The sequence below is a fragment of the Hyunsoonleella pacifica genome (genome assembly GCF_004310335.1).
Lineage (GTDB): Bacteria > Bacteroidota > Bacteroidia > Flavobacteriales > Flavobacteriaceae > Jejuia > Jejuia pacifica.
The window spans coordinates 94,766-107,183 of the sequence record NZ_SIRS01000002.1 but is presented as its reverse complement, the minus strand read 5'-3'; the positions used below and the strand labels follow the sequence as shown (position 1 = coordinate 107,183).

Annotated in this window: 12 protein-coding genes; all 12 read right to left on the bottom strand. The window is 32.8% G+C overall.

Going from position 1 to position 12,418, the window contains the following annotated elements:
• Positions 1–261: 261 nt before the first annotated feature.
• The 12 genes from EYD46_RS03910 to EYD46_RS03855 all read right to left on the bottom strand — a co-directional run bounded on the left by EYD46_RS03910 (position 262) and on the right by EYD46_RS03855 (position 12,412).
• On the bottom strand, positions 262–972 hold the full coding sequence (locus EYD46_RS03910; RefSeq protein WP_130935764.1) for a LytR/AlgR family response regulator transcription factor: 711 nt from the start codon (positions 970–972) through the stop codon (positions 262–264).
• Positions 973–986: 14 nt separating this feature from the next.
• Positions 987–1,304, bottom strand: coding sequence for an Hpt domain-containing protein (locus tag EYD46_RS03905; protein ID WP_130935763.1), 318 nt, complete (start codon positions 1,302–1,304; stop codon positions 987–989).
• A 3-nt stretch (positions 1,305–1,307) separates the two neighbouring features.
• Positions 1,308–2,357, bottom strand: a complete 1,050-nt coding sequence (locus tag EYD46_RS03900; RefSeq protein ID WP_130935762.1) for a sensor histidine kinase — start codon at positions 2,355–2,357, stop codon at positions 1,308–1,310.
• A complete protein-coding gene (locus tag EYD46_RS03895) occupies positions 2,357–3,490 on the bottom strand; it encodes an FIST signal transduction protein (protein WP_130935761.1) in 1,134 nt (377 codons plus the stop codon). The genes EYD46_RS03900 and EYD46_RS03895 overlap by 1 nt, the downstream gene beginning before the upstream one ends.
• Before the next feature lie 3 nt (positions 3,491–3,493).
• Positions 3,494–4,705: a sensor histidine kinase gene (locus EYD46_RS03890; protein ID WP_130935760.1), complete on the bottom strand. Its 1,212-nt coding sequence runs from the start codon at positions 4,703–4,705 to the stop codon at positions 3,494–3,496.
• Entirely contained in the window at positions 4,705–5,244 is a 540-nt protein-coding gene (locus EYD46_RS03885) for a heme NO-binding domain-containing protein (protein WP_130935759.1), read from the bottom strand. The genes EYD46_RS03890 and EYD46_RS03885 overlap by 1 nt, the downstream gene beginning before the upstream one ends.
• Positions 5,245–5,655, bottom strand: coding sequence for a response regulator (locus EYD46_RS03880; RefSeq protein WP_130935758.1), 411 nt, complete (start codon positions 5,653–5,655; stop codon positions 5,245–5,247).
• A 169-nt stretch (positions 5,656–5,824) separates the two neighbouring features.
• A complete protein-coding gene (locus tag EYD46_RS03875; RefSeq protein WP_130935757.1) occupies positions 5,825–8,122 on the bottom strand; it encodes an FdhF/YdeP family oxidoreductase in 2,298 nt (765 codons plus the stop codon).
• 42 nt (positions 8,123–8,164) lie between these two features.
• On the bottom strand, positions 8,165–8,770 hold the full coding sequence (locus EYD46_RS03870) for a nucleotidyltransferase family protein (RefSeq protein WP_130935756.1): 606 nt from the start codon (positions 8,768–8,770) through the stop codon (positions 8,165–8,167).
• Between the two features lie 3 nt (positions 8,771–8,773).
• On the bottom strand, positions 8,774–9,790 hold the full coding sequence (locus EYD46_RS03865) for an XdhC family protein (RefSeq protein WP_130935755.1): 1,017 nt from the start codon (positions 9,788–9,790) through the stop codon (positions 8,774–8,776).
• 18 nt (positions 9,791–9,808) lie between these two features.
• Positions 9,809–10,189 carry a hypothetical protein gene (locus EYD46_RS03860; RefSeq protein ID WP_130935754.1) on the bottom strand — a complete coding sequence of 127 codons (381 nt, stop codon included), beginning with the start codon at positions 10,187–10,189 and terminating at the stop codon, positions 9,809–9,811.
• Positions 10,190–10,204: 15 nt separating this feature from the next.
• Positions 10,205–12,412, bottom strand: a complete 2,208-nt coding sequence (locus EYD46_RS03855) for a xanthine dehydrogenase family protein molybdopterin-binding subunit (protein WP_130935753.1) — start codon at positions 12,410–12,412, stop codon at positions 10,205–10,207.
• Between the last annotated feature and the right edge of the window lie 6 nt (positions 12,413–12,418).

The following is a 12,418-nucleotide window of genomic DNA, read 5'->3' as shown; positions in this document are numbered from 1 at the left end:
TGTATGATATTATTTATAACACTAATCTAATGTACGAAAAAGAATATATTGATTGTTGTAATTACAATAGCATTAGTTGAATAACACAATATTTTAACAGTTTAAATCACAAAAACATCGATGAAGTGTATTTTTGAAAGGATTTTTTAAATATGTGGCTACTATAATTAGGTGATTTACTAGAGTGAAATTATGCGGAAAAGTTGAATATATATGGTTTTTATAAAGGTAACTTGAAGTACTAGTATTAAAGTTAAATCTTTAAAGCAAATTTAAACGCTTCATTAATTCAGGCCGGTTGGAACGACTTACAGGTATTACGTCTTTTTTAATAAGTACACTATTATCTTCTATATCAATAATTTTTTTAACATTAATAATATATGAACGATGAACTTTTAAAAACAAATCGTTAGGTAACTTCTCTTCTATTTTCTTTAATGTAGAATGTACAGTGTAATCTTTATTTTCTGTTTTTACATGTATGTAATCGCCTTTGGCCTTAACCAAATAAATACTTGGAATATCTATTTTAATTAATCGCCTATCAATATTCACATAAAGGTCGTTGCCAGATGTAGTTTCTAGTTTATTTTTTTTGGGAGGCTTCGGCGTTGTAAGTTGAAAAGATTCAGCTTTTTTGATAGCTTTTTTAAATCGGGGTAAAGCTACAGGCTTTACTAAATAATCAACAATACAATCGTATTCAAAAGCTTCGATGGCAAATTGGCCATCTGATGTTGTTAAAATTATTTTAGGCGGATTTTTAAGTGTTTGGATAAAGTCGAAACCTGTAAAATCTGACATATGTATATCTAAAAAAATTAAATCTACTTTGTTTTGATTTAAATATTTTATGGCCTGTAATGCATTTGGAAACGATTCCAAAATATTTAAGCTTGGTATATTAGAACACAACTGAGAAATAATTGCTCTAGCTGTTGCTTCATCATCAATAATAATACAATTCATTAATGTGGCGGTCTTTACAAGGTCTCTAAATAATCTGTAATAGTTTTAAGGATCTCATTAAAAGCCTCATTTCCAGAAAGGTTATTTTCTTTTAAATTTTCCTCGTAATCTTCTGCTATTTTATAACTTTTTTCAAGGCCTAAAATACTAATTTTATGCTTAATCTTATGTACGTTTTGCACTAATGCCTGAAAATCTTTGGCTTTAAAGTTTTTAATATAAACCTCTTTCTCTTCTGGAAATTCCTTTTTTATGATTGCAATTAACTTATCCTTAAAACTTTCGTCTCCTCCAGATAGTTGGTTTAAATAAGATAGATTTGGTGTTTCCATTATTTATTTTTTTAAAGTAAAATAAAAAGTTGTGCCGGTTTCTAGTTTAGATTCTACCCAAATTTTGCCACCATATAGCGTCACTATTTTTTTAACTATAGATAAACCTATTCCTGAAGATTCGGGATTATTTTCTAACTTTTGAAATGTTTTAAATATTTTGTCAAAATACACACCATCAATACCTTTTCCATTATCTCTTACAAAAAACTTCCAAAATGTATTATCGTCTTCAACGCCAATTTCGATACGCCCTTCAGATTTATCATTATACTTAATAGCATTGTCTATGAGGTTTTGAAACAGTTGTTGTAATCTAAATTTATCACCTTTTACAATAGGCAATTTATTAGTTTTTTCTATGGTAATATGTTGCGGTACTAACATAATAGAAGTAATATTATCAACCAACTTATCAATATTTACATCGTAAAATTCTGTTTGATTTTTGTTTATAGTAGAATAATCTAAAATACCACTAATTAGCGTATCCATTTTTTCTACATTATTTCTGATAAGAACTAAACTTTCACGTCCATCATCATCAAACTTATCTTTATAATCTTCACTTATCCATGCTGTTAAAGCATCTATACTTCGAAGTGGCGACTTCAAATCATGAGATACCATGTGTGCATAGTCACTTAATTCTTGATTTTGATGTCCTAATTCTTCAAGTAGTTTTTCTCGTTGCTTGTTTATTTTAACGATTTCCCTAGTTTGATTATCTATAAATTCAACCAATTTTAAACCATCTAAATCTACATTATCTAAACTTGAGTTACTTGGTAATTCATAAAATTTAAGGGTTTCTATAACATGTTTTAGCTTAGCTATAAACTCTTTTTGTGCTTTAGCTTCTTTCTTTAATTGCTCATTCGCTGCATATAATTCTTCAGAACTAATAGCCATAGCCCTTTGTTGCATTACATAATGTTCATCAAAATTTGTGTAAGACCTGTTTATAGCATCTAAGAAATTAAACATCTTTGCAGAAGTCGCCTCTTCTTCTGGTAAATATTTACGAATTTGGCGTTTAAGTAGAGAGTTCATTATTCGCTTATTAGTGTTATAGTCATGGTTTGGTTGTGCAATTGGCAGTTGTTTTCACCATGGAAAGGCGCTATCTCTCCATAGGAATAAAATCCACATATTGTTGTGTTATCTCCTACTACTGCTACTACTTCTTCTATTTCTTCTTCAACACGTTGATCCAAAACCAATTTTCTACCAATGCAACTTACTAACAATGCCAATTGTGGTTTACTATTTCTTAACTCTAAAGCTTGTCTAGCTGCACGCTCTGATGCATTAGCAATATTATCTACATTAGTCATCATCAACTGTACTTGCGAGCCTTCAGGAATATCTCCTGCAAGAATCATTGTATTCTTCTCCTCGTTTATATTTAAAATAGTACGTACAAAAGATTGTTTTTCTTCTGTAGACTTAACATTTAAAGGGTATAACAAAGCAGCCGCTGGCAACTCTTTAGACTTTTCGCCTAGATATTTTTTGTATAAATCCAATGCAGGTTGACTATCTAATTCATAAAGCACATTGTTCTCTGATTTAGTAACGATACGCTCTGGACCAAAAGGAGTCCAGCCTCCATAGATTGAAAAAGATGCTTCAAACGATTTTCCATAAAACCCTATAGCTATAATTTCTCCTGATTTTGGGTTTTCGTTGTAACCAGCAACTGTTTTTTCAAAACGAGCTGCATCTCCACACAGGCCTCCTGTAATTAATATATTATTAAATACAGATGCATTCATCCCTTTAGTTAGCTCACTTCCGTTGATAAAACTACCTTCAGATAAAACAAAAACATACTTTAAACCTTCCTTGGGAAACTGCTTTAATAGATTTACTCCTGTTTTATAACTATCTAAATCTGAGCTTAAGACATTGCTAGTTTTAATTATAAACTCTGTTCTCTCAAACTCAACAGCTGTTATGGTTATACTTTTATCATCTACAGTATTGGATGTGATATCTCCACTAGTTGAACCAAACACAAAATGACCATCTGGAAATAATGATTTAACTTCATCATATATAGTTGTGCTCTCTAATAAATATCTGTTCCCTAACACCAAAACTAATGGTTTAATTAGATTAATGTCTTTAGATAAATACTCCCAAGAGCTATCATTAGTTTTTTTTAACTGTACTATTTTCATATACTACTTTTTTAAAGTAAAAAAGAAAGTTGTTCCCTTTTTCGATTCACTTTCTAACCAGATGTCTCCTTCATGCAAATCAACAATTTTTTTTACAATAGAAAGTCCAATACCTGAAGAATCTTTACTCTTATTTAATGAATGAAATATCTTGAAGATTTTCTCATGAAACTTTTTCTCAATACCTATACCATTATCTTTAACTAAGAATTGATAATGTGTTCCTATATCTTTAACGTCAATTTCAATTAGACCAACCTCCTTATCAATAAATTTAATGGCATTACTGATTAAATTTTGAAATAGCTGTTGTAGTTTAATCTTTTCTCCTTCTATTTTAGGGAGTGGGTTTAAAACTGATATAGATACATCTTCTGGAACGTATAATATGGTTTTTAAATCTCTAACCAGTACATCTAAATCTACTATATCTTTTTCAGACGTTTCAGCACCTAAACTTGAGTAGATTAGTACATCTGAAATAAGTTGTTCCATTTTCTCCAACGTAGTTTCTATTAGATCAAAGTTTTTAAGGCTTACGTCATCGAGCTTATCTTCATTATCTTCTTTAATCCAGTTTACTAATGCATCTATACTACGTAATGGAGATTTTAAATCGTGAGAAACAATATGCGCATATTCTTGAAGCTCATCATTACTTTTTTCTAACTTTTCAAGTAGTTTTTCTTTTTGTATTTGTAAACTATTTACTTCTGTAATATCTCTAACTATCCCTTGAGCTGCAACAGGTAAATCGTCTTCATAAATAATACTTGCATTAACATGTACTAGTTTCACTACCTTTTGTTGAGTAACAATTTTAAAATTTGAATCTGTAATGGTACCATCTAAAAGTAGTTTTTTAAAAGACCTTGAAACTATTTCTAGATCAACAGGATGTACCATATCCATCAAATTAGCATTTTCATTAGTATCAGTAAAGCCTAATAAATCTACGGCTGCATTGTTCATTTTCAAAATATTGCCCCATAAATCCATGATGACGTAGGCATCTACTATATTTTCGAAAACGCCCTGTAATTGAGAATCCGTTTTATTGAAAAGTGCCTCTAACTCTAAATAAGATTTTTCTAATTTTTGATTAGCATCATATAGCTCTGCAGCTTTATTTTCCAGAAGTTTTTCAGCCAGTTTTCTAGCTCCTTTTTCACGTGCAAGCGCACGCTCTAACATGTCAATTTTTTCTTGACTCATTAATTTTTGTTGATTACAAACTTAACTTCTGTGCCATCATCTCTAAGCTTTTCAACAACAATATCTGCTGTTGCGTTAAAATGCTCAAACGTTTTATTCATTAAACCTAGACCAAAGTGATGCATAGCTCTACTGGACTTATATATCATCACTAATGATTTTTTTGTTTTTTTGAGGACATCAAAAGTTGGTAGTTCAGCATCAGGATAAATTTTCTTAACCTCAACATGAATGTGATTTTCAATAGAAGCTAACATTTCGACAGGATCTTTATATGCCGCCAAAAGTTCAGGGTAATTCTGCTTTAAAACATCAAAAAAATGTTCAGCGTATACTAATAACAAATCATCAATTGATATACCTGTATTTGTACTTAAATGCTGTAATAATTGCAACATTTCTGAAAACTCGTAAGTGCCTACAGCAGTGTAAACACCTTCAGATTCTAGCTTCGAACTGGTTATTATTTTGTCAACCATTTCGAGTCCATATTTATCTTCTACTAAATCTAAAAACTCCGTAAATAAGATGCCTTTCACCTAAATTTGCTTTAATTCATTAATACTCCAATACGCCATAAGTTTTTCAATTTTAGATATATAGTCTTCGTATTTTAAAGGTTTTATAATGTAACCCGCAATTCCTATTTTATAACATTCCAATAAATCTTTTTGGTTATTAGATGTAGTTAGTATAATAGTGGGTATGTATTTTAATACATCATCATTCTTTAAAATATTCAAAAACTCTATACCGTTTAACTTCGGCATATTCAAATCTAATAAAATAATGTGAGGCAATTCATCTTTTTTTTGTAAAATTTTCAACGCGTCCTCTCCGTTATTCGCTTCAACGATATTGTGAGGTAGTTTTAATTTAGAAATTGTCCTGTGCAACTTCATTACCTCTATCATGTCATCTTCTATGAGTAGTATATTTAGAGTATTCATAATCTCTCCGTTTTTGTAAGATCAAAATTAAAATATAATACGTTTGTTTTTATCGTATTTCGACAATTGAGATTTAAATGGCGACGAATAGAAATTAAGTGTCGACGAATGGTTTTCACAATAATAAAATTTATAGGTTACTGGTAAAAAATACTTTTATGTTCTTGTTCTAATTTGCTGGTTTTACAGTTATTCTAACGCTCTTGGACGCTGGCGTTTTAGCAGTGTGCGCAAAACTGTCTAAAGGCACAAGCACATTAGCCTCAGGGAAATAAGTAGCACAACAGTATTTTGGAATATTGTAACCAATTACTTTAAAACTATTAGCTTCTCTAACTACACCATTGTATTCTGATTTTAGGTTGACTATATCCTGCTCCTGTAAACCTCGTGTTTTCATATCGTCCTTGTTCATAAAAATGATGCGTCTTTCATTAAATACACCTCTGTAACGATCATCTAACCCATAAATTGTAGTATTAAACTGGTCGTGACTTCTTATGGTCATCATAACCAACTCTCCTTTATTTAACTTCCACTGAGGTAGCTTATTAATTGTAAAATTTGCTTTTCCTGTTTTGGTGTTAAACTTTCGTGCCCTTGCGCCGTTTGGCAGATAAAACCCTGAGGGTTGTTTTAATTTGTTATTATAGTTTTCAAAACCATTCACAACCTCAGCGATATCATCACGCACCAAGTTATAATCGTCTTTATAGTCCAACCAGTTAATTTTAGAACGTGTTTTTAATGTAGCATGAGCAATACCACAAACTACTGCAACCTCACTCATTAAACTGTTTGAACAAGGCTCTAAGATCCCTTTAGTAGAAGACACCACACCCATGGAATTCTCTACACTTTGGGTTTGCACTCCTGTTTTTTGATAATCCTTCTCTGCCCTACCTAAACACGGTAAAATTAAAGCTTCTTGTCCTGTAACTAAATGCGAACGATTCAATTTGGTACTAACATGCACCGTTAAATTACAATTTGCCAGAGCTTGAGCGGAATAGGCCGTATCGGGCACTGCTGAAATAAAATTACCACCTAAACCAAAAAATACTTTAGCTTTTTTTTCACACATAGCTTTAATGGACTCAATAACACTATAACCATGCTTTGGAGAAGGTTTAAAACCATATTTAGCCTCAATTTTATCTAAAAATGCTTGTGGAGCAGATTCCCAAATACCAACAGTTCTATCGCCTTGTACATTGGAATGTCCTCTTACAGGGCAGGTACCCGCACCTTCTTTTCCTATACTTCCTTTTAGCAATAACAGGTTTACCAACTCTCGAATATTATCAATAGCGTTTTCATGCTGTGTTAAGCCCATCGCCCAACAAATGATAATCTTGTTTTTGTTTAAAACTAAATCAAAAACGGCATCAAATATATCTTTTAGCACTCCTGATGCTTTTAAGCAATCTTCAAAATTATAAGTTTTTAAATCTGAAATAAAGTCATCTAACCCGCTCGTGTAGTCTTCAATAAACGCCTTATCAAAAACACTTCCTGTTTTTTCTTCTCTCTCCTGTAATTTTAGTAATAAAGCTTTAAAAAATGCTACATCCCCATTTATAGTAATAGGCACAAATACATCTGAAAGTTTGGTACCGCCTTTTAGAATTTTAATTGGGTTTTGCGGATCAGTAAACTTCATTAATCCTGCTTCAGGTAAAGGGTTTATTGCTATTATTTTACCACCATTCTTCTTGGTTTTTTCTAAAGCCGATAACATCCTTGGATGATTTGTTGCAGGGTTTTGACCAACAACAATCACTAATTCTGCTTTGTATAAATCGTCTAGTGTTACGGAGCCTTTACCTATTCCTAACGTTTCGGATAATGCACTTCCACTGGCTTCATGACACATATTGGAACAATCTGGCAAATTTGATGTTCCAAATTCGCGAACAAATAATTGGTATAAAAATGCGGCCTCGTTTGTTGTTCTACCTGAAGTGTAAAACACGGCTTCGTCTGCACTATCTAATGCATTTAAATGTTCTCCAACTTTCCTAAAAGCGTTTTCCCACGAAATAGGTTGATAATGCGTAGCACCTTTTGGTAAATACATAGGCTCTGCTAAACGCCCTGATTTGCCAATTTCAAAATCTGATAAGCTTGCTAATTCATCAACAGAATTGTTAGCAAAAAACTCACGATAAATCAACTTATTTTGCATTTCCTCTGCCATGGCTTTTAAACCATTTTCGCAATATTCGCCTAAAGACGAACGCTCATCATCTGGATCGGGCCACGCACAACCAGGACAATCAAAACCTCCTTTTTGGTTAATGTTTTGAGTAATCTTTAAAATATTTGAGGGCTTGATATATTTTACAGCATGTGCAGTAGCTGCTTTTAAACCTCCAACTCCTGCAGAATTTGTTGGTGGTTCTTTTACTCGTAAATTTTTGAATTTTTCTGGTGTTAAAGCTTTATCTATTGGCGATTTACTCATGCTTCGAAGATATAATAAATAATGAAAAAATTCGCTTTACTGCTAAGACCGTTTTAGCTCATGTTGATAATCCTCCTTTGTATCTATATCGAGGTTTTCAAAATCTGGATATATCGCTTTTACCGATTGCTTGTATTTTTTTAATAGTGATTTTGCTCCGTCATCTCCTGATAATTCAGATAATTCTTTAAAGTAGTTTTTATGAAACAGTGCAGGAACTCCATTTTTATGTGGGTTATATGCAGTAGCAACAATCGCTTCGAAATTAGAATCAAATAAGTTTATCATGCTATCTAAATATACAGTTGTTACAAAAGGTTGATCTGCTAAAACGATTAAAAGACCATCACTATTTACTTTAGAATCTAAACAATATTGTGCTGCACAGGCTATGGATTTTCCCAATCCTAAATCCCAATTTTCATTTTCTATAATATGTACGGCTTCTGTTTTAATATCTGAACTAATAGCAGCGTAATTTGCACCAAGAATCACTACAATATCTTCCTCCACAGTATCTTTACAAGTCTTAATAGTATGCTTTAACAATGTAGTATTTTCCCATTTTAGAAGTTGCTTGGGACTTCCCATACGCTTTGAAGCTCCTGCGGCTAAAATCGCTATGGTTATTTTTGAAGTAAAACTCAAAACCTATTGTTTTTGATGGATATGTCCTGACTTTAAGCGTAACGATTTTGAGTTTCGTTTTCGGGTTACTGCTAAAATCTCTGAAACGATAGAAATCGCAATTTCTTGTGGTGTTTCAGAACCAATATCTAAACCTGCTGGTCCGTGGATAGTTTCTAAGAATTCGTCTGAAATATCAGGGCAATATTCAATACATTGAGTAAGCAAATCTTCACGTCGTTTTGTTGGTCCCAAAAGCCCAATGTAATTAGGATTAGCTTTATGTAAAGCAACTAGATACCTCAAATCGTAAGCAAAATTATGCGTCATTAAAACAACTGCTGTTTGCATGTCGACACTTGATATATCAAACTCTTCTGGTGTTGTAGTTATTAAATTTTGTGCACCTTCAAAATACTCCACTGTTTTATCTTCAGATACTCCAGCAACTATAGTTACTTCCCAACCTGTTAATACGGCATATTTACATAGTTGAACTGCATCATGTTCAGCTCCAATAATTATCAGTTTGAAACAAGGTAACATGTTTTGATGAAATGTGAAGAGCCTCTTCTTTTCAGAACTATTATTTGAAAGCGCAAAGCTAGAGTTACCGATGTTAACAGTAGAACCAATGCCCTTAAAAATGCCTTCGCTTTTTTGGTATTTTGACACTACTTCAAAAGTTTGTCTATCATTCAAACATTTAAAAAAAGCAACTTCAAACTCTTTTTCAAAAGTAATAGCTTCTAGTAATATATATAAAATACCTTCACAACCTAAGCGATACCTACCATCATAGGTCATCATCTTAGATTGTCCTGTTGTAAAAACAGATTGTGCTTGTAATACTACTTCTTTTTCAACGCAACCACCGCTTACTGCTCCTATTATCTCTCCATTTTCTAAAATAAGCATCCGTACTCCAGGGCGTCTGTAAGAGGAACCATCTAAATCTACAACTGACGCCAAAATACAGGTTACCCCTTTTGTTTTAGCTTTAATTGCGTCATTTATTATATGTTTAAACTCATGCGTCATTTAGTAATTTTACTTATTCTAATCTATCTTTTTTTCATCTACATACTTCAGCTTACCATCAATAAAATAACATGAAATAATGTTTTGCACTGGTACACCAACAGCATTATTTGCCATTATTTTAAAAAATACCTGATTTTGATTTTCTAATCGTTGTGAAATAAGGCTATCGTTTTTTTGTTTACTATACGCTTTTGCTGTTAGTACTTTTAAAAACTCCTTATTTGCTTTATGATAAATAGAACCTTCCTTCTTTGTTGCTCCTACCAATTTAAATGAATCAGGATTATACATGTTTTTTTTATAATAGGTTTCAAACTGTTTTTCATAGGATTCGTTTTTGGTAGGACTAGCACATGCAAAAACAAAAAACAATAAAGTAAGAACACCAAGTTTCATAAATTAATGTATTAGTTAACCTATAATTGCTTCTTTATTATTTAAATTTTTCATGTAAGGAAATTTTGTTAATCGTCTACCTGTTGCTTTATAAATAGCATTAGCTACAGCTGCTCCAACTGGTGGTAATGTTGGTTCTCCTAAACCTGTTGGTGCTATATCACTTTCAATAAAATGCACTTCTACTTTAGGGGTTTGCGACATTCGAATCAATTGATATCCATTAAAATTATTAGCTGATGGTACACCGTTTTTAAAACCAAAATCAGCATACATTGCATGACCTATACCATCCAGAACACCACCCCGTGCCTGATTCATTGCTCCTAATGGATTTACCACGATACCACAGTCTATAGCACAGGTTACCTTTTTAACTACTGGTACACCATTATCCATTATTACATCTGCTACTTCAGCCACATGGGTATTATGACAATAATATACTGACAAACCTTGGTAAATACCCTCAGTAGTATTACCCCAATTAGATTTTTCTACTACAGTTTTTAAAACACCTTGTAATCTATCTGGACTATACTCTATGTTTGGATCTGGGTTCTTTTTAACATTTTCCAATAAATCCATGTGTAGTTTTACACGGTCTACCCCTAACTCTTCAGCTAGTTCGTCAAAAAAACTTTGTTCAGCAGTTGCTAAAAAGTTGGTGTAAGGTGCTCTCCATGCTCCAACAGTTATATTACTTCTTAATCGCGCACTATCTACTTGATAATTTTCAATAGCTCCTGCAGGAAAGAAATTAGGAATTAACCCATACATATTTCCATTAATACAGGCTTCTTTAAGGTAATATCCTGTGAGTTTTCCATCTTTTATAGATGCAGCAATTTTGTATTTACTTGCTGGCCTGTACACACCTGTTGTCATATCATCTTCTCTAGTTGATATCATCTTGACAGGTTTTTTAATAGCATCTGAAATTTCAACTGCTTCCAAAACGTAATCATTATAGAGGCGCCTTCCGAAACCGCCACCCATTCTTGTAAGATCAACATGAATGTCTTCTACAGGCCTTCCTAACATAGCTGCTACAGCTTCTTCTGCAGCCTCTGGCGTTTGTGTAGGCCCTACCAAATACACGGTTTCAGGTGTAACATTGGCGAAAAAATTCATAGGTTCCATAGTATTATGTGGTAAAAACGTGGATGTATATACACGCTCTAAAACCTTATCAGCATTTGCAAATGCTTTTTTTACGTTACCGTCTTTACGTCGCGTTCTAAATCTTTTACCATTTACTAAATCCAATAGTTTTTTATCATGCCCATCTGAACTTTCTAAACTAGTATCAGTTTTCCAACTAGCCGTTATTGCTTTTTTACCCTTAATAACATCCCAAGTTGTTCTGCCAATAACTACAACTTTATCTGTTGTACTTAATTTCACACTCCAATTGGGCTTACCTTTAGTTAACATGGTTCTCGCTTTTTCCCCAATGGTAATCACATCAATTACTCCTGGTAGTGCTTTTGCTTTAGTTGCATCATAAGATTCTAATATTTGACCAAATGCAGGTGGTCTCAATACAGAAGCATATAGCATGCCTTCTTCTTTATAATCTAGTCCAAACAGTGGTTTTCCTGTTATAATTTTATGGATATCCACATTACTTTTTCCCTTACCCACAATGGTAAAGTCTTTTGGATCTTTTAGTGTGATATCTTCTGGAACATCTAATACAGCTGCTGCTTCAACCACATCTCCATAGCCTAAAGTATCCCCATTAGCATTAGATATTACACCTTTTTTTGCTGAACATGTATTTGCAGCTATACCCCAACGTGCTGCTGCGGCATTTATTAGCATTTGTTTTGCAGTGGCTCCTGTTTCACGCAGCGGTTGCCAACTTCTTCTAATAGATTGACTTCCCCCGGCCGTTTGGTTACGATAACTTTCAGTATCTAAAGGCGCTTGTACAACATACACATCGTCCCAAACTACATCCAATTCTTCTGCTATTATCATGGGCATTGATGTTTTTACGCCTTGACCAATCTCTGGGTTTACAGAATATATGGTTACTTTTCCTTCTGGGGATATCTTAATATATGCATTGAAATCTTTGTAATTAAGCTGACTTAAATCTACTGGGAGTTCAACATCTGATTTACAGGCATTGAATAAGTTAAACCCAATTAACATACCACCACTTGCAAGTGCTGATGTTTTTAAGAATGATCTTCTACTGAATGTATGTTTCATTTTAAT

Coding starts and splice junctions, on each gene's coding strand:
- EYD46_RS03905 (WP_130935763.1), bottom strand. CDS start 1,304: ATGGAAACACCAAATCTATCTTATTTAAACCAACTATCTGGAGGAGAC.
- EYD46_RS03895 (WP_130935761.1), bottom strand. CDS start 3,490: ATGAAAATAGTACAGTTAAAAAAAACTAATGATAGCTCTTGGGAGTAT.
- EYD46_RS03910 (WP_130935764.1), bottom strand. CDS start 972: ATGAATTGTATTATTATTGATGATGAAGCAACAGCTAGAGCAATTATT.
- EYD46_RS03875 (WP_130935757.1), bottom strand. CDS start 8,122: ATGAGTAAATCGCCAATAGATAAAGCTTTAACACCAGAAAAATTCAAA.
- EYD46_RS03880 (WP_130935758.1), bottom strand. CDS start 5,655: ATGAATACTCTAAATATACTACTCATAGAAGATGACATGATAGAGGTA.
- EYD46_RS03860 (WP_130935754.1), bottom strand. CDS start 10,189: ATGAAACTTGGTGTTCTTACTTTATTGTTTTTTGTTTTTGCATGTGCT.
- EYD46_RS03900 (WP_130935762.1), bottom strand. CDS start 2,357: ATGAACTCTCTACTTAAACGCCAAATTCGTAAATATTTACCAGAAGAA.
- EYD46_RS03890 (WP_130935760.1), bottom strand. CDS start 4,705: ATGAGTCAAGAAAAAATTGACATGTTAGAGCGTGCGCTTGCACGTGAA.
- EYD46_RS03865 (WP_130935755.1), bottom strand. CDS start 9,790: ATGACGCATGAGTTTAAACATATAATAAATGACGCAATTAAAGCTAAA.
- EYD46_RS03855 (WP_130935753.1), bottom strand. CDS start 12,412: ATGAAACATACATTCAGTAGAAGATCATTCTTAAAAACATCAGCACTT.